Raw genomic sequence first — 21,215 nt, forward strand, 5'->3', positions numbered from 1 at the left:
GGCAGGGCCGGACGCGGGCCGTGCGCGCCGACGGCGTCGCTCCGCGTCGGGCGCCGACGGCGCCGCCCGTCGGGCTGCGGCCTTCTTCTCCCGTGCGCCGGAGCGGGCGACCCGCGCACGGTCGTGCGACCGCGCGGGACCGGCGCGCCGCTGCGAGAGCAACAGCAACCGCAGCCCGCCGACGAGCGCGGTGAGCACCGTTGCGGTGAGCATCACGGGAAAACGGTCGATGAGCGGATAGGCGACGTTGATCGCGAGGTCGCGCAGCGCGGTCGAACTCTCGTCGGACACGACCATCTGCGCGAGGGGGACACCGACGAACAGGATCAGCGGTGGCTGCACCATCGCGGTGAACACCGCGCGGTTGGACGCGAACACCACCGCGAGCACGCATCCGAGCACGTAGAGCGTCGAGAACACCGAACTGAGCTCGCTACCGCGAGCGGTGTCGACGACGAACCCGACACAAGTCAGGCCGGCAGCGAGGCAGACGACACCCCACCAGGGCAGTCCCGGGACCGTCGGGAACGTGGACCGCCGATCGAGCGGCACCCCCGAACGTGCTCGTTGGATTGCAGACACACGAACGACAGTAGCCGCATTTGCTCAACTCGCTTCGTTGGCATGACCACGGGGTGTCGGGGCTTCGGCCGTCGTGGGCCTGCGTGGCCACGACTCGATCCGTTGTGCTTCCCGGACCTCGGAGTCGAAAATCTCCAGGTCGTGCAGCTTGCGCGCGGTGACGGTGACTCTGGATTCCATCGATGCAACTGTGAGATTGAACGAGTCGACGGCTTTGCCCAGTTGGCCGCCCAGTTTGTCCAGATGTCCGGCGACGGTGCCGAGCCGCCCGTACAGCTCGCGGCCGAGGCGATGGATCGTGGCGGCGTCGCGCGACAGGGCTTCCTGACGCCACGTGTGCGCGATGGTGCGCAACAAGGCGACGAGGCTGGTGGGCGTCGCCAGGACGACATTGCGCGCGAAGGCGTACTCGAGCAGTTCCGCGTCGGCGCCGAGGGCGGCGTCGAGAAACGGATCGCCCGGCACGAACAACACGACGAACTCCGGGCTCGGATCGAACAGCTCCCAGTACGCCTTGGCCGACAGCTGGTCGACGTGGGTGCGGAGCTGCCGGGCATGACGTGCGAGATGCCGATCGCGGTCGCCGACGTCCTCCGCCTGCGCGGCGTCGAGATACGCCGCGAACGGCACCTTCGCGTCGACCACGATCTGCTTCCCGCCCGCGAGATGCACCACGAGGTCGGGTCGCGCGCCGGGGGCGGTGACCTGGGTGTCGAAATCGCAGTGCCGCACCATGCCCGCCAGCTCGACGACTCGCTCGAGCTGGATCTCGCCCCACCGGCCGCGCACCTGCGGGGCACGAAGTGCGGTGACGAGCTGCCCGGTCTGCGACGACAGCGCGTGCGACGTGCGGTGCATACCCTCGACCTGTTCGGTGAGCCGTGCGTACGCATGGATGCGATGCCGCTCGACGTCCTCGACCTGATCGGCGAGCGCGCCCACCGCATGTTGCAGCGGGCCCACGAGCTCGGCGATCCGGTCGCCGAACGCACCCGAGTGGCTGCGCGCGGCGTCCTCGCCCGCCGACCGCACCGACTCGCGCACGAGCGCCTCGTTCTCCCGCACCGCCCGCAATTCGGCCCGAGCGGCCGCGAGCGCGGCGCCCGCGCGCGCCGAGTGGGCGAGCCAGCCGAGGGCGGCGCCGAGCACGAGGGCGCCGAGCATCGCGAACATCACGGCCGCACTCATGCCGCCATCGTGCAACGTGCCCCCGACAAGTACCGGCTCCGACACGGCACACCGGCGGCGCATCGGTGTCCGGCCCGTGCTCTACCGTTTCGGGTCATGCGGATCCTGCACACCTCGGACTGGCACATCGGGCGCACCTTCCACGGCGTCGACCTGCTCGCCGACCAGGCCTCTGCACTCGAATCCGTCGCGGCGCTCGTGCGCAGCCACGAGATCGACGTCGTGGTCGTGCCCGGTGACGTGTACGACCGCGCGATCCCCAGCGCCGACGCCGTCGCGGTGTGCCAACGCGCGTTCGAGGCGATCCGCGAGGCGGGCGCCGTGATCGTCGCGACCTCGGGCAACCACGATTCGGCGACGCGTCTCGGCGCGGGTGCGGCGTTCACCGGCGCGGGCGGGTTGCACCTGCTCACGTCGGTCGACGGCCTCGACCGTCCGGTCGTGCTGCAGGACGCGCACGGCGACGTCGAGTTCTACGGGATCCCCTATCTCGAGCCCGAGATCAGCCGCACGCGGCTGGACGCTCCCGACGCCCGCTCGCACGCCGACATCCTCTCGGTGGCGATGGCGCGGGTACGCGCGCGGCACGGCGACAGCTCCCCGGGCACGCGGTCGGTGGTCCTCGCGCACGCGTTCGTCGTCGGCGGCGAAGCCACCGGGTCCGAGCGGTCGATCTCGGTCGGTGGTGTCGAGACCGTGCCCGCGGGAGTGTTCGACGGCGTCGACTACGTCGCGCTCGGGCACCTGCACTCGCCGCAGACCGTCGTGGAGCACGTGCGGTACTCGGGCTCCCCGTTGCCGTACTCGTTCGGCGAGCGCAGCCACCGCAAGGCCGTGTGGATCGTCGACCTCGACGCAGCGGGGCTCGCGTCCGTCGAACGCGTCGACCTGCCGGTCGTGCGGGGGCTGAGTCAGCTCACCGGCACCCTCGACGAGTTGACGGCGTCGGCCGAGTTCGACGACGCGGAAGAGCATTACGTGTCGGCCGTCCTCACCGACCCCGTGCGCCCGGTCGACGCGATGCGGGTGCTGCGCGAGCGGTTCCCGCACGCGATCCACCTGGAATGGCAACGGCCCGGCGGTCTCGACGACCTCGAGTACCGGCGCAAGGTCCGCGGCCGCAGCGATCTCGACGTCGCGCGCAGTTTCGTCGCGGACGTGCGCAGCGACGCCACCGACGGCGAGCTCGCGCTCCTCGAACGCGCCCTCACTCACAGCCGAGTCTCCGGCGAGCACGCGGTGACGGTGGAGCGCGCGGCGGGCGCGGGCGAATGAGGCTGCACCACCTGCGCGTGCAGGCATTCGGTCCGTTCGGCCGCGAGGTCGACGTCGACTTCGACGCGCTCGGCGCCGACGGGCTGTTCCTGCTGCACGGTCAGACCGGCGCGGGGAAGACCACGATCCTCGACGCCGTCGCGTTCGCGCTGTACGGCACCGTGCCGGGCGCACGACGCGAGGGCAAACGGTTGCTCTCCGATCACGCCGCGCCCGGCTCGGTGCCGAAGGTCCGGCTCGAGGCGACGCTCGGGGGGCGGCGGGTGCGCATCGAACGCAGCCCCGAGTACACACGTCCGAAGCTGCGCGGCAGCGGCACCGTCGTCGAGAACGCGAAGGCGACGCTCGAGTGGCTCGACGGCAGCGGCGAGCCGCTGTCTCGGATCCCCGAGATCGGGGCCGAGATCGGCCGCCTCCTCGGCATGAGTGCCGACCAGTTCTTCCAGGTCGTGCTACTGCCGCAAGGCGAGTTCGCGCGGTTCCTCCGTGCCGACAACGACGAGCGCGGCGCGCTGCTCGAGCGATTGTTCGACACGTCCCGGTTCGGCGACGTCGAAACGTGGTTCGTCGAGCGCCGCCGCGAATCGGGGCGCGCTCTCGAAGCCGCCGAGCGCGACGTCGACCTCCTGGTCGCGCGCATCGCGGCGGTCGCGGGGCTCGACGCGGGAACCGACGAGGACCCGTCGACGTGGGCGGGAAGGCTCGTCGAGGACGCCACCGACGCGCAATCCGCCGCGAACCTCGACCTCGAGACGGCCCGCGGGCACGCCACCCGTGCGCGTGGCGCGCTCGAACACGCGCAGCGCATCGCCGACGCACAGCACCGCGCCGCGCAGGCGCGGCGGTCGCTCGCCGAACTCGACGCCGACGCAGACCGCGTGCGCGCGGCCGAGGCCGAAGCCGATGCGGCGCGCCGCGCGGCACCGATCCACGCGGCCGACCGCGAACTGCGCGCGGCCGAGGCCGCGGTCGCCGACACCGAACTCGCGCGCACCGCCGTGACGGCTGCGCTCGAAGCCGATCCCGACGGCCGCGCCGTCGCGGCATCGCTCACGTGGCCGCCACGCGAAGCCGACCGAGCCGCGTTGCGGGACGCCGTGCGGGCGTGGAGCGACGAGGTCGTGCGCCTCGACGTCCTCGTCGACGATGCACGCCGCGCACAGGGCCTCGCCCGCGAACTCGACACGCTCGGGCAGCGCCGCACGGCACTTGCGTCGGCAGAGGCCGAATGCCGTCGACGTGCCGAGTTGCTCCCCGGGGAGATCGCCGAGGCCGACGCGGCACGGGCGGCCGCGCAACGCGCCGACGGCGAGGTCGCCGCCGCGCGGCACGAGCACGAGCGGGCCGTCGACGCGCTCGACGCGTCGCGCGAATGGCAGCGTGCACAGGCCCGGCGTACCGACGTGCGGGCAGCGCACGTCGAGGCGCGCGAGGCGCAGCAGAGCGCCTACGCGCGGGTGCTCGAGCTACGGGGGCGCCGACTGGCCGGTATGGCGGCCGAACTCGCGGCGGGCCTCGAAACGGGTCAGGCGTGCGTCGTGTGCGGTGCCACCGAACACCCGCGCGTCGCCGAGCCCGCGGACGACGCCGTCACCAAGGCCGACGAGGAGGCCGCGGCCGAGGCGCACACCGCGGCGACCGCGGAGGTCGAGCGGGTCGCAGGCGAACTCGCCGCGCTCGACCGGACACTCGACGTCCTCGCGCAGCGCGGCGGCGACGCGGACCCGGACGCGCTCGCGGCCGCCGAGGCCGACACGCGGAGCCGGTTTGAGTCCGTCGGGTCGTCGGCCGCCACGCTCGCCGCGCGCGAGCAGGCGCTCACTGCGCTGCGCGCCGAGGACACCGAACTGCGCACGCGGCTCGCCGATCTCGACGTCGAGGCGGCATCGTTGCGCGAGAAGACCGCGGCCATCACGGCCGAGCTCGACGCGACCCGCGCACGCGTGGACGCGGCTGCAGGCGACGACGCGTCGGTGTCGGTCCGGCGCGACCGGCTCGCGCGGCTTGCGGAAGCCGGCGGGCGGCTCGCCGAGGCGCGCGACGAGGGAGCTCGCGCGGAGGCACGAGTGCGGGAAGCGGTCGAGCGACGCGACACGGTCGCGCGCGACGCCGGTTTCGGCGACGCGGCCGAGGCCTCCGCGGCGGTGCGTCCGGACGACCGCGTCGCGCAGCTCGAGAGCGCCGTCGCGCAGGCCCGTGATGCGCGTGCGGCGGCGCGGGCGGTGCTCGACGACCCGCACGTGCGCACCGCGGAGGAGGCCGATCCGGTCGACGTGGCGGCTGCGCGGACGTCGGCCGACGCTGCGACTGCGGCGAGCGACGCGGCCCTCACCCGGGCGAGCGAAGCCGAGCGGCGCCTCGCGGATCTCGAGCGGTACCTGTCGCGGCTGCACGCGGCCCTCGACGCGCTCGCCCCGATCCGCGCGGGGCACGACGAGCTCGCGGGCCTCGCGGACGTCGTCGCCGGCCGCGGGCAGAATGCGCGCCGGATGTCGCTGCGTTCCTATGTGCTCGCGGCCCGGCTCGAAGAGGTCGCGTTGTCGGCGTCGGTCCGGTTGCGGCGCATGTCGGGTGGCCGTTACGAGTTCGTCCACACCGACGAAGCGGGCCCGCGGGGAAAGCGAGGCGGCCTCGGGCTCGACGTCCGCGACGATTTCACCGGTGCGGTTCGCTCGGCGAAGACCCTGTCCGGCGGTGAGTCGTTCCTGGCGTCGCTGTCCCTCGCACTCGGCCTCGCGGACGTCGTGGCCGCCGAGAGCGGCGGCGTCGTGCTCGACACGATGTTCATCGACGAGGGCTTCGGCACTCTCGACGCCGAGACCCTCGACGAGGTGATGGGGGTGCTCGACGAGTTGCGCGACGGCGGCCGTGTCGTCGGCATCGTCAGTCACGTCGACGAGATGCGTCAGCGCATCCCGAGCCGGCTCCACGTCGTACGGGGGCGCACCGGGTCGGTGCTCGAGATGACGGCCGGCTGACGTCAGTCCTCGGTGCGCTTCGCGCTCGGGTCGTCGTCCTTCATGAGGCCGTCCGGGTCCGGGTCGGGGCCCGTCTCCTGCGCTGCCTCCGGGGACACGCCGTCGACGGCGCGCGCGTCGATCTGTTCGTTGATGTAGCGCAGCAGTACTGCGGCAACGGCCGCGGTGGGCACGGCGAGGAACGCGCCGACGATGCCGAACAGCGAACCGCCCGCCGTCACGGCGAGCAGGACGACGACGGCGTGCAGCTTCATGCTGCGGCTCTGCAGCACCGGCTGGAGCACATTGCCTTCGATCTGCTGGACGGCGATGATGATGCCGAGCACGATGAGCGCGGTGGTGAATCCGTTCGCCACCAGTGCGATCAGTACGGCCAGCGCACCCGCGACGAAGGCGCCGACGAACGGGATGAAGCCGCCGAAGAACGTGATGATCGCGAGGACGGGGGCGAGCGGCACGCCGAGGATCAGCAGGCCCGCCCCGATGAACACCGCGTCGATGAGGCTCACGAGCGCCTGCGTGCGGATGAATCCGCCGAGCGTGTCCCACATGCGGGTCAGCACGGCTTCGATGTGCCTGCCCGCACGGCCGCCGCTGATCGAGTGCAGCCACGGCAGGAAGCGCGGCCCGTCCTTGATGAAGAAGAAGGACAGCACGACGACGAGCAAGGCGGTGATGATCAGCGAACTCGCGGTGCTCACCCCGCTGAACACGCCGGACGCGATGGCGCTGCCGCTTTCCTGGATCTTCGCCACGATCGTGTCGACGAATCCCTCGATCTGCTCTTCCTGCAGATTGACCGGCGGACCCTGCACCCAGTCCTGAACCTGGTTGATGCCGTCGGTGGCCTTGTCGGTGAGCTCGGGCACCTGGTCGACGACCGCGGGCACGATGAGCGCGACGACGCCGGCGACGATCGCGACGAAGAACAGCAGGGTGGCGGCCGCGGCGAGCGCGGGCGGCACGCCCCGCTTGGTCATCATCCGCGTCGTCGGCCACAGGACGGTGCTCACGACGACCGCGAGGAGGACGGGCAGCAGGATGACCCACAGCTCGGCGACGATCCAGCCGAGCACGACTGCGCCCGCGGCGATCGCGACGAGCACGAGCGACCATTTCGCGAGGGCCATGCCACCGATGCCGATCAGCTGGACGCGATCGCGTCCCCGGGTCTGCGACTCGTCGGCCGCATGTGGCGTGCTCTCGCTCACGACTTTCCCTCCTGGCGTGTTTCCCGCCCGCTGTTCTCACGATGCGGACGCACAGCCGCCGATCCTATCCGCCGCGGCCGGTGCGCCGGGAGAACCGAGCGAAGCGAGCCAGATAGCGCGGGACCTGGCGCACCGGGACGGGGCGGGGCCAGTCGTCGGTGCGTAGATACGCATCGGATCCACCGTCGACGAACACGACCGAGCCGCACAGAAAGTCGGCGCTCGGCGACAGCATCAGCTGAACCCAGTCGGCGATCTGGTCGGGAGTGCCGAATCCGCCGACCGGCACCGGGAACGAGCGCACGGCGCGGCCTTCGCTCGGGCTGTCGAGCTGTCGTTCGAGCAGGGGTGTGCTGACGGCGCCGGGGGCGATCGCGTTGAGCCGGATGCCCGCTCCGGCCCATTCCGGTGCGATCGCGGTCCGCCGGACCCAGCGGCTGACCGCGACCTTCGACGCTGCATACACGAGCGGGGACGCGCGTTTGCCGAGCCGCCGGACCCGGCGTACCGCCGACTCGGTGTCGCCGTCCAGGAGTGCGCGCACGGCGCGTCGCGACACGAAGGGGACGGTCGTCGACGAATTGCTGCCGAACACGACCACTTTCGCGTTGCCGCTCGCAGCCAGCGCGGGGCGCCATGCCTCGAGCAGATCGACGACGCCTCGGTAGTTGACGTTCGCGATGGTGCCGAACATCGTGGCGTCGGGCGTGGGGCCGAGGCCTGCTGCCATGACGGCACCGTCGAGCCGGTTGTCGGTCGCCGACAGGACCTGCTCGATCGCGGCATTTCTGCCGTCCGCCGTCGACAGATCCGCCACGACGTCGGCCGTCGCACCGATGTCGACGCCGACGACGGTGTGCCCGTCGGCGCGTAGCCGGGTGACGACGGCGGCACCCATGCCGGATGCGGAGCCCGTGACAGCGTAGATACCCATCGGGTGAAGGTCCTTTTCGTCGAGGAAGTGGCGCTCCGCGCGAGGTCGTCGCGGGAGAGGCGCGCGCTGTCAGCAGCAGCGCGCGCCGGGCGTGGCGTCGGCGTCCGCGTGCCTGCGGCGCCAGTACTCGCGTTCGGTCAGCACGGGCGCGTGTGGGTCGTGCCTGCGGGTGAACTCGACGTAGCGCGCGTAGTCGTGATCGCCCATGAGCGCGCCCACCCACCACCACGCGCGGCGCACCGAGCGCAGGGGGGCCGCGAGCGCCCGCGTCACGACGAGCCGTCCGTGTGCGCCGGGGCCCCGGGGGCACGCACCTTGCCCGCGGCGATGAGGTCGTTCCACTCCTTCTCGACTTCCTTCTCGGTCGGCGTCGCGATCAGCCCCGCAGGCGCGAAGATGCGTGACGGCTCGGGAGGTGCCTCGGTGGTGGGCAGCCCGCCTGCGCGAATCGACTTGGCGCACACGTACACACCGGCCACGACGACGATCAGCACGAGCACGGCGAACACGATCGACAGCGTGCCCTGGATGAACGTGTTGCGGATGACGGCGTCGATCTCGTCGGGAGTCTTCGCCGACCCGAAGCTCGTCCGGCCTGCGGCCTTCGCGTTCTGGAATGCCGCATGCTGCGACCAGTAGCCGACCGAGGTGTCGCCCGAGAAGATCTTCTGCCACGACGCCGTCATCGTGACCACGAGATCCCACGCGAGCGGGACGCCCGGGATCCACGCCCACTTCAGCAGGCCGCGTTTGACGACGACCGTGAGCACCACGGTGAGCGCGATCGCGGCGAGCAACTGGTTCGCGATGCCGAACAGCGGGAACAGGGTGTTGATGCCGCCCAGGGGGTCGGTGACGCCCATCAGCAGGATCGCGCCCCACGCCGCGACCACGATGAGCGAACAGATCCAGGCGCCGACCCGCCACGACGGGTCCTTGAAGCGCCGCGCGCCGCCGGGGATGTTGCCGAGCGAGTCCGACAGCATGAAGCGCGCGACGCGGGTGCCCGCATCGACCGTCGTGAGGATGAACAGCGCCTCGAACATGATCGCGAAGTGGTACCAGAACGATTTGAGGCTTTCGCCGCCGATGAACTGATGCATCACCTCGGACATACCGAAGGCGAGCGTGGGGGCGCCGCCCGTGCGCGAGATGATGCTGTCCTCGCCGACGTCGGCCGCGGCATTCGAGAGCACCGACGGGTCGATGTCCGGACCCGAGAGGCCGAGGCCGTTGACATAGGCGGCGGCGGTCTCGGGGGTGCCGCCCGTGAGGGTCGCGGGTGCGTTGAGCGCGAAGTAGATGTGCTGGTCGATGATGCACGCCGTCACGAGCGCCATGATCGCGACGAACGATTCGGTGAGCATGCCGCCGTAACCGATGAAGCGCGACTGCTTCTGCTTGGCGAGCAGTTTCGGTGTGGTTCCCGACGAGATCAGCGCGTGGAATCCGGAGAGCGCGCCGCACGCGATCGTGATGAACAGGAACGGGAACAGCGAGCCCGCGAAGGCGGGGCCGTCGCCGGCGATCGCGAACTTCGTGACGTCGGGCATCTCCAGGTTCGGGCGCGCGAACAGGATGCCGATCGCGAGCAGCACGATGGTGCCGACCTTCATGAACGTCGACAGGTAGTCGCGCGGCGCCAGCAGCAGCCACACCGGCAGGACCGACGCTGCGAAGCCGTAGGCGATCATGAGCCACGCGATCGTCACCTTCGACAGCGTGAACCAGCTGCTGCCCCAGTCGGTGTCGGCGACCCATTCGCCCGACACGATCGCCAGGAGCAACAGCACCAGGCCGATCAGGGACACCTCGGACACCTTGCCGGGCCGCAGGTAACGCAGGTAGACGCCCATGAACAGCGCGATCGGGATCGTCATCGCGATCGAGAAGACGCCCCACGGGCTCTCGGCCAGTGCGTTGACGACGACGAGCGCGAGGACCGCGATCAGGATGATCATGATGACGAACACGCCGAGCATCGCGGCGATACCGCCGACGCGGCCGAGTTCGTCCCGCGCCATCTGGCCGAGGCTGCGGCCGCGGCGTTTCGTCGACATCCACAGCACGAGGTAGTCCTGCACGGCGCCCGCGACCACGACACCCACGACGATCCACAGCGTGCCCGGCAGGTAGCCCATCTGCGCGGCGAGGACCGGACCGACGAGTGGGCCCGCGCCGGCGATCGCGGCGAAGTGGTGGCCGAACAGCACCCGACGGTCCGTCGGCATGTAGTCCTTGCCGTTCTCGAGCACCTCGGCCGGGGTCGCCTCGTCGTCCCGCGGTTGCACGATCTTGCGTTCGATGAACTTCGAGTAGAAGCGGTACGCGATCAGGTAGGTGCACACCGCGGCGACGACGAACCACACCGCATTCGGATTCTCGCCGCGGACGACCGCGATCATCACCCACGAGAGACCGCCGAGGACCGCGATCACGAGGAACGTGATGCGGGCCGTGATCGACATCGGGCTGCGATCCTCGACGCCCACGGGTGGGAGGTCGGGATCGGTGCGCAGATACTCGACGTCCGGCCGCACGGTCATCGACAGGCTCCTCTCGACGAGTCCCGTTCCCGCGGTGGCGGGCGCGAACTCTGGCGTGAATCGACTATGGCGTGAATCACTGTATGCGCCCGGGGTGTTCTGCACGTGAGGCCGGGGAGGGTGTCGCGTCCCCATCGGTCCTACGCTGCCCCAATGCAGAAGACGAGGTGGCAGAGCGAGCGCGACGCGGACGATTCGCGCCGGTACGTCGAACGATTCGCCGAACTCGAGGCGTCCGGCGCGGATCTGCACGGCGAGGCCCGGTTCGTCGACGTCCTGCTTCCGAGAGGTGCCCGGGTGCTCGATGCGGGCTGCGGCACCGGGCGCGTGGGCGCCGAGTTGCTGCGGCGAGGGCACCGCGTCACGGCCGTCGACCTCGACCCGGTGCTGCTGGCCGAGGCCCGCAGGTGTCCGGGACTCGACGTGCGCGCGGCCGACCTCGCCGAACTCGATCTGGAGGAGCACTTCGACGCCGTCGTCGCGGCGGGCAATGTGATGGTCTTCGTCGCGCCCGGCACCGAGGACGACGTGGTGCGGCGCGTGCGCCGCCATCTCGACGCCGGTGGACGGTTCGTCGCCGGGTTCACGACCGACGCGCGCTACGGCGTGCGCGAGTTCGACCGGGATCTCACGGCGAACGGTTTCGAACTCGTGCATCGTTTCGCGGGGTGGGCGATGGAGCCGTGGCACGACGACGCCGAGTGGGTCGTCACGGTCGCCCGGGCGATGTGACCGTCTCCACGTCGTGACCCCGCTGGCCTGCTAGGTTTTTGGCGCCGGGCACGACCGGCATCATCGACACGAGGGGGAGATTCATGACCGAGACGCCAGGAAGCGGCGATTCCTCGAACCAGTACGGATCGGGGTACCCGCAGTACCAGGCCTACGGTTCGACGCCGTCCGGCCAGCAGTACCCGGCGTACGGCCAGGGGCAGCAGTCCGGGTACGGCTACCAGGGGGCCACCACTCCGGCGGGCGCGCCGCCGCTCCCGCCGTCGAACGCGGGCTGGGCCGTGGCCGCGGTGCTGTTCTTCTGGCCCGTCGCGTTCTCGGCGTTCAACCACGTTCATCAGGTGTACCCGCGGTGGGCGATGGGGGACTACCAGGGCGCGCAGTACGCATCCGACCGTGCGAAGTACCTCGGCAAACTGTCGCTCTGGATCTTCATCGGCCTGTGGGTGCTGTTGATCGTCTTCTACGTCGTCGTCATCGCGGCGATCGTGTCGAGCACGGGCAGTTCGACGTCCGACTGGTGACGCCGCCCGCCGGGTCGACATCCGTCCGGCCGGACACGATGTCGCAGCGTGTGCGCTCGATGCACACGCTGTGACATCGCGCCCAGGGGTAGGGCCGTAGAATCCGGTAACCGTGAGCCTTACTCTCGGAATCGTCGGACTGCCCAACGTCGGCAAGTCCACACTCTTCAACGCCCTGACCAAGAACGACGTGCTCGCCGCGAACTACCCGTTCGCCACGATCGAGCCCAACGTGGGTGTCGTCGAGCTGCCCGATCCGCGGCTGAACAAGCTCGCCGAGATCTTCTCGTCGGAGCGGATCATGCCGGCGACGGTGTCGTTCGTCGACATCGCGGGCATCGTCAAGGGAGCGTCCGAGGGCGCTGGGCTCGGCAACAAATTCCTCGCCAACATCCGTGAGGCCGACGCCGTGTGCCAGGTGGTGCGGGTGTTCGCGGACGACGACGTCGTCCACGTCGACGGTGAGATCAACCCGCTCGCCGACATCGAGGTCATCGAGACCGAGCTCATCCTCGCCGACATCCAGACCCTCGAGAAGGCCGTGCCGCGGCTCGAGAAGGAAGCGAAGAAGAACAAGGACCTCGAGGCGCAGCGCAAGGAGGCCGTCAAGGCTCAGGGCATCCTCGACGGCGGCAAGACGCTGTTCAGTGCCAAGGACCAGCTCGACTTCGCGCTGCTGCGCGAGCTGAACCTGATGACGACGAAGCCGTTCCTGTACGTCTTCAACGCCGACGAGTCCGTCCTCACCGACGACGCGCGCAAGGCCGAGCTCGCGGCCGCCGTCGCACCCGCCGACGCGGTGTTCCTCGATGCGAAGGTCGAGGCCGAACTCCTCGAACTCGACGACGAGTCCGCGCTCGAACTGCTCGAGTCGATCGGCCAGACGGAGCCGGGCCTGCATGCCTTGGCCCGCACCGGTTTCCACACCCTCGGCCTCCAGACCTACCTCACGGCGGGCCCGAAGGAAGCGCGTGCCTGGACGATCCGCAAGGGCGACACCGCGCCGCAGGCCGCAGGCGTCATCCACACCGACTTCGAGCGCGGCTTCATCAAGGCCGAGATCGTGTCCTTCGACGATCTCGTCGAGGCCGGCTCGATGGCCGCGGCCAAGGCTGCGGGCAAGGTACGGATGGAAGGCAAGGACTACGTCATGCGTGACGGCGACGTGGTGGAGTTCCGGTTTAACGTATAGCGTTATTGACGACTGTCGTTATAGAATGTCGGAGTGATCAGATCCTTCGGCGACAGGAACACCGAACGGATCTGGCACGAGCAGTATGTGAAGGGTGTAGACCAGAAAGTTCAGCGCGCAACGCTGCGGAAGCTGGAGATGATCCACGCGGCAAAAGTCGTGGATGACCTTCGGGTACCACCGGGTAATCGCATGGAACGTCTTGTCGGCGACCGCCGTGGGCAGCACAGCATCCGCGTGAACTCTCAATGGCGTATCTGCTTTGTCTGGACGGAAGGAGGTGCAGAAGATGTCGAACTCGTCGACTACCACTGAGGACGGTCGGATCGAGCCGGTTCATCCGGGTGAGATCCTGATGGAGGACTTCATCGCGGCCTTTGGGATAACCCAGAACAAGCTGGCCGTGTCCATCGGTGTTCCGCCTCGGCGGATCAACGAGATCGTGCACGGCAAGCGCGGGATCACTGCAGACACAGCTATCCGGCTGGCGCGCTACTTCGGGACCTCGGAAGAGTTTTGGATGAATCTGCAGTCGAACTACGAGTTGCGGACGGAGCGTCGTTCGTTGAGGCAGGCAGTGTCCGAGATCGTGCCCCTGGGAGCTGCGTGAGTGTCGTCGTGCTCGCAGGTCATCTGATCTGCGCGAATGGCGATGACGCGGCTGTTGTGCGGCAGCAATTGAACCGACACGTCGAACTCACGCGTGCCGAAGAGGGGTGCCTGCACTTCGATGTTGAGCCCACACAGGATCCGCTCGTGTGGACTGTCTCCGAGCGATTCGTGGATCAGGCGGCGTTCGACGCACACCAGAAGCGAGTCCGATCGAGCGAATGGGGTCAGGCGACCGCAGACATACAGCGGGACTACATGATCATCACCGTCGGCGGTAGGTAACAAGTCGTGCTGGAAGCGGGACGTCGTGGAGTTCCGCTTCAACGTGTAGTCGAACCTCATTTCACTTTCTCGCGCCGCCGATTTCCGCGAGTCGGGACAGCACTGTCGAGACCGGACGGTCGACTCCCTCCGCGGTGTCGACACGCAGGACCTGCTCGCTCCATGGTTCGTAGCGTCGTTCCCGGACTTGTTCCCACGTCGGCACGGTCAAGCCGGTGAGGTCGGACTCACGTGATTCGACTCGGCTCCTGTGAAGTTCGACGTCGCCGCACGCCACTTCGATGTTCACGAGTTGTGATCCGGTATCGCGAGCACAGCTCGACCAGGATTCTCGCGTCACTGCGAGAGGATTCACGGAGTCCGCGACGACATCGTGCCCCGCCACGAGATGGTCGTGGGCGAGTGCCCAGGCGATGCGATAGCCGACCGCGGGAAACGCTTGCCAACCCCCGGCTCGCTCGATGATTCCCGAGCTGGTGAGTGCCGCCTCGATCGTGTCGAGTCGTAGATGGATGGCTCCGATTGCTGCACTCAGACGCTTCGCAAGGGTGGTCTTCCCGACGCCGGGTAGTCCGGACAGGACGATGAGTGTCGACGGCCGAGCAAGCATCCTGCGAGGCTACGGCGCTCGACCACTCGGCGCCGCATCCGGGCACAGGCGAGGGCGCCGGCAACCGTGCGCAGGTATTCTGGGGGCGGTGGTTCCACCACCGACGGCACTTCCACGTGAGGACCACGTGAATCATCGCGGAGAGGCCTGAGTAGCTCAGGACATGTCCGGATGGGGTGCGGCGCGTCGATGCGCCGACTTCATACTGCCGATGGCACATCGGCCGACGGAAGGACATGACATGTCGTCGAAGGACGAGAAGAACCTGCAACAGGTCGTGGACAAGATCGCGAAGATGGACGAACCGCGCCGGTCGGTGGTGCAGCGCGTGCACGAGGTCATCCTGGCTGCCGCTCCCGGCTTGAAGCCGCGGATCTGGTACGGGATGCCCGCCTATGCGGAGTCGGCAGGCACGCCTGCGCTGGTGACTCTGCGTAACGACGACCGCCTGAACCTCGCGATCACCGAGAAGGCGGCGTTCCGGCCTGCCGGCGGGTCGGACGGGGCACTGATGCCCGCCGCGTGGTATTTCGAAACCGTCGACGAGGACACGGAGAAGCGCATCACGGAGATCGTCCGTTCGGTGGTCTCCTGACCGTTCGGTGACCAGGGGACGTAGCGGGCAAGCCCGGTCGTTCAGGGCCGGGTTAGCGCATCAACTGCGTCGGTGGTCAGGGATAGGGTGCGCCTGTGCAGCTTCGGTATCAGTACCGTGTCTATCCGACTCCCGGCCAGCAGAACGCGCTGGCTCGGTCGTTCGGGTGTGCGCGGGTGGTATTCAACGATGCACTGCGTGCCCGCCAGGACGCGTTCGCCGCTGGGATGAAGATCAGCGACACCGAGGTTCAGAAGCGGGTCGTCACCAACGCCAAGAACACGCCCGAACGCGAATGGCTCGCCGGCGTGGCGTCGGTGGTGTTGGTGCAGTCGGTGCGCGACTCGGCGACGGCCTGCAAGAACTGGTTCGCTTCCCTGTCGGGGAAGCGGAAGGGGCGCAAGGTCGGTCCGCCGCGATTCAAGTCCCGCAAGGACAACCGTCAAGCGATCCGACTCACTCGCAACGGCTTCACGCTGCGCCCGAACCGGAAGCTGTATGTCGCGAAGGTCGGCGAGCTGAAGGTGGCATGGTCGAGGGATCTGCCGTCCGACCCGTCGTCGGTGACGATCATCAAGGACTCTGCGGGCCGGTACTTCGCGAGTTTCGTCGTCGAGGTCGACCAGCAACCACTGCCGGAGATCAACACCGAAGTGGGTATCGACCTGGGGCTCACCACGTTCGCTGTCCTGTCGAATGGCAAAACGATCACGTCGCAGAAGTTTCTGCGACGCGCGGAGCGCAAGCTCTGCAAGGCTCAGCAGACCCTTTCCCGCAAGGAGAAGGGCAGCAGGAATCGGGCGAAGGCCCGGTGGAAGGTCGCTCGGGCGCACGCCCGAGTGGCCGATTCGCGTCGCAACTTCGTGCACCAGCAGTCCACGGCGATCATCCGCGACAGCCAAGCGGTGTATGTCGAGGACCTGGCGGTGTCGGGGTTGGCGCGAACACGGTTTGCGAAGTCGGTGCACGACGCGGGATGGGCGATGTTCACTCGCATGCTCGAGGAGAAAGCCGCACGATATGGGCGGACGTTCGTGAAGATCGACCGCTGGTTCCCGTCGAGCCAGACGTGCTCGGCGTGTGGAGTGGTCGACGGGCCGAAGCCGCTCTCGATTCGAGAGTGGACGTGCCCGTGTGGCGTGGTCCACGACCGCGACCTGAACGCTGCGAAGAACATCCTCGCCGCCGGACGGGCGGAGAGACGAAACGCCTGTGGAGGGACCGTAAGCCCTGCCGCGTAGCGGAAGGCAAGTCCCGGTGAAACAGGAACCCACCGAAGCGGCACGACGTGCCGCTGTAGGAATCCCGGTCGTTCACGACCGGGAGGACGTCAACGTCGAACTCATCCGATCGGCGGCTGTCGCCGACATCTTTCGAGCCGGGGTGCGCTCGCTCGCGGCACAGCCGAAGCCCGTCGCCGTCACCGGATTCGGTACAGCGACATGGCGTGGCGCGGGCGATGTGGCGCCGCGCAGCATGGAGATCGTCGACAACGACGAGACGGGTGCGCCGCTCCGTCTGAACGACGCGTACGAGCGCGACGAAGCCGGGCAGGCCGCCTACCTCACCGAACTGCTGGACATCTTCGACAGCGAGGGAGTGGACAGCGCCTTCGTCTTCCTCTTCGCCCTCGACAACATGCCGCACCGGCCCGACGGCGACCCGCGCGACGATCTGGATCTCGCCAGTTTCGGCATCGTGAGAGTCCTCGAAGACCGCAGGGGCAGCAGCTATCCCGACATGCCGTGGGAGCCCAAGGCCGCCTTCGCGGCAATTGCCGATTTCTATACTCGATGACGTCCGCACCCTAAGATTTCAGGATGAGACTCGCGCTGTCTTCGTTGATCGACCCGACGCTGTGGCCGCTCGTCGACGAGGCCCGCGAGTTCTATGCGCGCCGGCGGCCCGGCCGCGGGCCGGCGAACCTGGACGAGCTGCTCGCTGCGCGCGGGGCCGCGGCGGCGCCTGTCGAATGCGATCCACCGCCGTCGGTCGAGACGGTGCGCGCGGGCGGCCGGGACGCGCGCGTCCGAATCCATCGTCCGGAGGGCCGGCCCGCTGCGGGCGTACTCGTGGAGATGCACTCCGGCGGCTTCTACCTCGGGTCGGCGGCCGGCAGCGACGTGCGCAACCGTCACCTCGTCGACGCATGCGGTGTCGCGGTGGTGAGTGTGGACTACCGGCTCGCTCCGGAGCACCCGTGGCCCGCCGCGCCGGACGACTGTGAGACCGCCGCGTTGTGGGTCGTCGAGAACGCCGAGGCGAGATTCGGCACGACGCGGCTCGCGGCGAGTGGCTTCTCCGCCGGTTCCACCCTTGCGTTGACGACGCTGCTGCGCCTGCGGGACAGAGGGATTCCCGCGTTCGACGGCGCGGTGCTCCAATGCGGAACGTACGACCTGTCGACACGAACCCCCGCCGGACGACTGATCGCCGACGAGTTCTTCCTCGATGCGTACGCAGGCGGCGTCGCCGACCGGACCCACCCGGACCTCTCGCCGGTGTTCGCCGAGTTGAACGGGCTGCCACCGCTGCTGATGGTGATCGGCGCCGACGACATCCTTCTCGACGACAACCTTGCCATGGCGGCGAGGCTGGTGGCCGCGGATGTCGACGTCGACCTGCGGGTGTATCCGGCGTCGCCGCACGCGTTCACGGCGCACCCGACGCCGATGGCGGCTGCTGCTCTGGATTCGATCGCCGAATGGCTTCGAGCTCGCCTCGACGCTACTCGGTTGCCGTCGTCGGGCGCGCAGGGACGCGCGACATAGGAAATCGACTGGCGACGCTCACGTGGGGCGTTCGTTGCGGCCGGCCTTCTCGACGATTCCGGCGATGCGCCTGGTCTTGGTCGCCGATTGCTTGGCGAACGCGATCTGGCTGAGGGCGTACTTGCGGACGCTCGGCGGCCACGCGTCCCAATGGGCGCGGGCTTGCGGGTCGGCGTCGAGTGCTGCGGCGAGTTCCGGTGACTCGACGAGTGCCTCGGCGTCGTCGAGGAGAGTCCACAAGCCGCGTCGCTTCGCGTCGTCGACGACGGCCTGTCCGGCCGGCTGCATCCGTCCTTCGGCGAGCAGATCGGCCACCCGGGCCTTGTTGGACGCGGCCCACGCACTGTTGCGACCGCGACGGGTGAACCACATGCCTCGGCGGTGCTCGTCGATGGTCCGGGTGTGGCCGTCGACCCATCCCCAGCAGAGTGCTTCTCGCACGGCCCCGTCGTAATCGAGGGGGGTTTTGCCGGACTCCCTGCGCCAGAACACGAGCCAGACGCCGGGTGATCGGTCGTGGTTGTCCCGGAGCCAGGCGTGCCACTCGTCGAGGGATCCGGGATGCAGGTGTTCGGCGTTCGGATCGGCCATGGTGGAAGGCTAGTACGTCCGAGCGTGCCGGTCGGCGATCGGAACCGGTGCTTCGCTCAGCGAGCGGTGGGTGACGAACCGCCGCTGCACTTCCGACAGCGGGTCGGTGAACTCGAGCTCCCGTGCGAGCAGCTGCAGGGGGAGAGCGTGGTCGTCCGCTTCCTCGGGCAGCAGATCGGGGTACCAGCGGTCGCCCAGGATTCCGATGCCGAGTGCTGTGAGGTGCACGCGCAACTGGTGCATCCGGCCGGTGCGGGGACGCAGGGTGGTGTGCAGAACGTCGCGTCCGGACGCGCTGGTTCCGCTGCCGCGCAGGTCGACGACCGTCTCGGCGTTGGGTTCGCGGGAATCGTCGACGACGACCCGCAGTCGGCCGCGTCGCGCGTCGAGGTGATTGCGGTACTCGAGCGGCAGGGCGCGCCCTCCGAGAGCAGGGGAATCGGCGTCCCATCCGGGCGGGAGCGCCGACACCGCCTCGTACACCTTGGTGACCCGCCGCTTCTCGAACATCGACTGGTACGCGCCGCGGGTGGCGGGGCGAGCCGAGAACATCACCAGTCCCGCGGTGGCGCGGTCGAGTCGATGGATCGGCGTCAGCTCCGGATTGTCGAGCCGCGTCCGCAGCCGGACGAGAGCGGACTCCCGCAAGTAACGCCCGCCGGGTGTCGTAGGCAGGAAGTGCGGTTTGTCGACCACGACCAGGTCGTCGTCGACGTAGAGGATCTCCTCGTCGAACGGGACGCGTTCCTCCGCAGGGATGTCCCGGTAGTACCAGACGAATCGGTGCGCACCCAGTTCGGTGTCCCGGGTGATCGGACTGCCGTCGATGCCCACTATCTCGCCGGCGTCGAATCGTCGATCCAGGACGTCGGAATCCAGGTGGTCGAATCTGCCCACCACGTACTCGGCGATCGTCGCCCACGGACCGACGGTGGGCACGCGCAGACGCGTCGGCCCGATCCCGTCCTTGACGGGTAGCGGCGACGGCATCGGCATGACGTCATTGTCCCACCGGCGTTCATCCAGGACGTCACTCGACGCCGGGCCAGCCCCTCACTGTCGCGCATCCCGAACTCGGCTCGCAACGGAATCGCGAGTACAGGTGGTGCGATTCACGGGAGTTCGGATCGGTGACGATTGTCACCGCCGCCGATTTCCGGGCCCACGAGGCGTCCGGTTTGTCGCACTCTCGCTGTTTCCTTCTCGAAACATGCACGTAATCGAACCTTGTCGCGAGCAGCGTAAGTGCGGCGTGTGACCACTCCTCGGCTGCGCTGGAACATGTTTCGGTGCAGCCCACCGCCGAAGTTGAATATTGGAAAGCGCGTCATTTCGCGTTCACTTCGAGTTGCTTACGTTCGGACACGTCAGGTCTTGGACACGATCCTCGCCATCCATCGGAGAGAGGGAGTAATGACGGCCACTACGGACCAGCTGCACACTGTCGACGGAGATCCCGTCGGCACTCGCGGCGACGAAATACGCGGTGCCACAACGCTCGACACCGCTCCTACCGCGCCGATCCGTAGCGAGCCGCCGGGCCCTACCGCCGACCCGTTCTGTGAGTCCGTCGCGCGCTTCGCCGCGTCCGCGCTGGCAGCGCCGGTTGCCTACGTGTCGATCGTCGACGCGGGAGCCGACCGGTTGCCGGGCGCTGTCGACCGGGACAGCGTGCGACCCTCGCGCCTCGACGACATCGTCGGCATCGTGTCCCGCGCACAGCAGGAGCTGCGCATCCAGGACGGCACTCTCGTCGGATCGCTGTGCGTCGCGGACCGTCGGGAACGCACCTGGACGGAAAAGGATTTCGCGCAGCTTGCGCAGCTCGCGGAACTCCTCGTGCCGCAGATCGAGCCGCATCTCACGGCCGAACCGCAGACGGCCGACGAGGTGGGTGTCGCCGCGGACGGGGTGCTCGCCGACGACCTCGCTGTGCTCGCGAACTCGGTGCACTCTCTCACCGAGCTCGCCGAGTCGAGCGACGACCCGAGGCTGCAGAGATGCGCCGCGACCTCGCGTCGTCGTCTCGCGTCCGTGCTCGAATCGGCGAAGACGTCGGTGCCCGAGCGCGCGCCCGAGGTGCGAGAGTTCGATCTCCGTCACGTCGTCGGCCGCGCGCTCCGTGAGGCCACGTTCGTATCCGGCCGCCGAGATGTCGACGCCGCGCTCGGGCAGGATCCGCTGCCGACCGAGGGCGACCAGTTCGCCGTCGAACGTGGTGTCACCCACCTCGTCGGCGTGCTGCTCGACCACACCGGATCCGGCATGGTCCACGTCGATCTGACCGCGCCGGACGGCACGGGAGTGTTGTCCGTGCGGTCCGCCGACTGCACCATCTCGGCTGCCGAAACAGCACGTGCGGTGGCAAGTTTCGACGTACCCGGCGAGACGGAGGTGGCACGCATCAGCCTGGGGCGGGACGGCCTCGTCGCGTCGAGTGCACGTGTGCACGCCACCTCCGGGCAGTCCGGCACGCAGTTCGTCGTCAGGTGGGCCCTCGCTCGTGGATGACGTCTCGTGGGTGGATCCCGCGGTGCGCGGCGTGATCGCATCGGTGGTGTTCGGAGTGGGTTTCTTCGCTGCGCGGCTTCG

At 68.9% G+C, this 21,215-nt stretch carries 21 protein-coding genes; 13 read left to right on the top strand and 8 right to left on the bottom strand.

The features are described from left to right. Nucleotides 1-582 (bottom strand): DUF6542 domain-containing protein (locus HCA44_RS13505; RefSeq protein WP_206038114.1); only part of this gene is annotated, 582 nt, incomplete at its 3' end. Between the two features lie 24 nt (nucleotides 583-606). Continuing rightward, on the bottom strand, nucleotides 607-1,770 hold the full coding sequence (locus HCA44_RS13510) for a DNA recombination protein RmuC (protein ID WP_169649160.1): 1,164 nt from the start codon (nucleotides 1,768-1,770) through the stop codon (nucleotides 607-609). Nucleotides 1,771-1,866: 96 nt separating this feature from the next. Here HCA44_RS13510 and HCA44_RS13515 point away from each other — a divergent pair, with 96 nt between their 5' ends. Then, complete coding sequence (locus tag HCA44_RS13515; protein WP_169649162.1) at nucleotides 1,867-3,045, top strand: exonuclease SbcCD subunit D; 1,179 nt, start codon at nucleotides 1,867-1,869, stop codon at nucleotides 3,043-3,045. After that, nucleotides 3,042-6,023, top strand: a complete 2,982-nt coding sequence (locus HCA44_RS13520; RefSeq protein ID WP_169649164.1) for an SMC family ATPase — start codon at nucleotides 3,042-3,044, stop codon at nucleotides 6,021-6,023. The genes HCA44_RS13515 and HCA44_RS13520 overlap by 4 nt, the downstream gene beginning before the upstream one ends. 2 nt (nucleotides 6,024-6,025) lie before the next feature. Here the strand turns inward: HCA44_RS13520 and HCA44_RS13525 are convergent, their stop codons facing one another. From HCA44_RS13525 to HCA44_RS13540, 4 genes are all read right to left on the bottom strand, one after another. Then, nucleotides 6,026-7,153, bottom strand: a complete 1,128-nt coding sequence (locus HCA44_RS13525) for an AI-2E family transporter (RefSeq protein WP_169649452.1) — start codon at nucleotides 7,151-7,153, stop codon at nucleotides 6,026-6,028. Nucleotides 7,154-7,298: 145 nt separating this feature from the next. Then, a complete protein-coding gene (locus HCA44_RS13530) occupies nucleotides 7,299-8,168 on the bottom strand; it encodes an SDR family oxidoreductase (protein WP_169649166.1) in 870 nt (289 codons plus the stop codon). A 69-nt stretch (nucleotides 8,169-8,237) separates the two neighbouring features. Further along, nucleotides 8,238-8,417, bottom strand: a complete 180-nt coding sequence (locus HCA44_RS13535) for a YbdD/YjiX family protein (RefSeq protein ID WP_169649454.1) — start codon at nucleotides 8,415-8,417, stop codon at nucleotides 8,238-8,240. A gap of 20 nt (nucleotides 8,418-8,437) precedes the next feature. After that, on the bottom strand, nucleotides 8,438-10,714 hold the full coding sequence (locus tag HCA44_RS13540) for a carbon starvation CstA family protein (protein WP_169649169.1): 2,277 nt from the start codon (nucleotides 10,712-10,714) through the stop codon (nucleotides 8,438-8,440). A gap of 153 nt (nucleotides 10,715-10,867) precedes the next feature. On the opposite strand from HCA44_RS13540, the gene HCA44_RS13545 reads away from it, so the two are divergent. From HCA44_RS13545 to HCA44_RS13595, 10 genes are all read left to right on the top strand, one after another. Then, a complete protein-coding gene (locus tag HCA44_RS13545) occupies nucleotides 10,868-11,446 on the top strand; it encodes a class I SAM-dependent methyltransferase (RefSeq protein WP_169649171.1) in 579 nt (192 codons plus the stop codon). Between the two features lie 83 nt (nucleotides 11,447-11,529). Further along, entirely contained in the window at nucleotides 11,530-11,970 is a 441-nt protein-coding gene (locus HCA44_RS13550; protein WP_169649173.1) for a CD225/dispanin family protein, read from the top strand. A 112-nt stretch (nucleotides 11,971-12,082) separates the two neighbouring features. Beyond that, nucleotides 12,083-13,162 (top strand): redox-regulated ATPase YchF, encoded by a 1,080-nt coding sequence (ychF, locus tag HCA44_RS13555; RefSeq protein ID WP_169649175.1) that lies wholly within the window; start codon nucleotides 12,083-12,085, stop codon nucleotides 13,160-13,162. Between the two features lie 33 nt (nucleotides 13,163-13,195). Further along, nucleotides 13,196-13,477, top strand: a complete 282-nt coding sequence (locus HCA44_RS13560) for a type II toxin-antitoxin system RelE/ParE family toxin (protein WP_169649177.1) — start codon at nucleotides 13,196-13,198, stop codon at nucleotides 13,475-13,477. Continuing rightward, entirely contained in the window at nucleotides 13,452-13,772 is a 321-nt protein-coding gene (locus HCA44_RS13565) for a HigA family addiction module antitoxin (protein WP_169649179.1), read from the top strand. The genes HCA44_RS13560 and HCA44_RS13565 overlap by 26 nt, the downstream gene beginning before the upstream one ends. Continuing rightward, nucleotides 13,769-14,056 carry an antibiotic biosynthesis monooxygenase gene (locus HCA44_RS21050; RefSeq protein ID WP_169649181.1) on the top strand — a complete coding sequence of 96 codons (288 nt, stop codon included), beginning with the start codon at nucleotides 13,769-13,771 and terminating at the stop codon, nucleotides 14,054-14,056. The genes HCA44_RS13565 and HCA44_RS21050 overlap by 4 nt, the downstream gene beginning before the upstream one ends. Nucleotides 14,057-14,907: 851 nt before the next feature. Further along, nucleotides 14,908-15,261: a DUF1801 domain-containing protein gene (locus HCA44_RS13580; protein ID WP_169649185.1), complete on the top strand. Its 354-nt coding sequence runs from the start codon at nucleotides 14,908-14,910 to the stop codon at nucleotides 15,259-15,261. A 95-nt stretch (nucleotides 15,262-15,356) separates the two neighbouring features. After that, complete coding sequence (locus tag HCA44_RS13585) at nucleotides 15,357-16,502, top strand: RNA-guided endonuclease TnpB family protein (RefSeq protein WP_169649187.1); 1,146 nt, start codon at nucleotides 15,357-15,359, stop codon at nucleotides 16,500-16,502. A gap of 16 nt (nucleotides 16,503-16,518) precedes the next feature. Then, nucleotides 16,519-17,058 (top strand): hypothetical protein, encoded by a 540-nt coding sequence (locus HCA44_RS13590; protein ID WP_206038116.1) that lies wholly within the window; start codon nucleotides 16,519-16,521, stop codon nucleotides 17,056-17,058. Between the two features lie 23 nt (nucleotides 17,059-17,081). Next, nucleotides 17,082-18,032, top strand: coding sequence for an alpha/beta hydrolase (locus HCA44_RS13595; RefSeq protein ID WP_169649189.1), 951 nt, complete (start codon nucleotides 17,082-17,084; stop codon nucleotides 18,030-18,032). A gap of 18 nt (nucleotides 18,033-18,050) precedes the next feature. Here the strand turns inward: HCA44_RS13595 and HCA44_RS13600 are convergent, their stop codons facing one another. Together HCA44_RS13600 and HCA44_RS13605 are read right to left on the bottom strand one after the other, a co-directional pair. After that, entirely contained in the window at nucleotides 18,051-18,623 is a 573-nt protein-coding gene (locus HCA44_RS13600; RefSeq protein ID WP_169649190.1) for a YdeI/OmpD-associated family protein, read from the bottom strand. A 9-nt stretch (nucleotides 18,624-18,632) separates the two neighbouring features. Next, the gene (locus HCA44_RS13605) at nucleotides 18,633-19,619 is read right to left on the bottom strand and encodes a pseudouridine synthase (protein WP_169649192.1); all 987 of its coding nucleotides are present in this window, start codon (nucleotides 19,617-19,619) and stop codon (nucleotides 18,633-18,635) included. Between the two features lie 417 nt (nucleotides 19,620-20,036). Between HCA44_RS13605 and HCA44_RS13610 the strand changes: the two genes are divergently transcribed. Then, nucleotides 20,037-21,134, top strand: a complete 1,098-nt coding sequence (locus HCA44_RS13610) for a HAMP domain-containing histidine kinase (RefSeq protein ID WP_169649194.1) — start codon at nucleotides 20,037-20,039, stop codon at nucleotides 21,132-21,134. Nucleotides 21,135-21,215: the final 81 nt, after the last annotated feature.

It is taken from the genome of Rhodococcus sp. HNM0569 (genome assembly GCF_012726205.1).
Lineage (GTDB): Bacteria > Actinomycetota > Actinomycetes > Mycobacteriales > Mycobacteriaceae > Rhodococcus_F.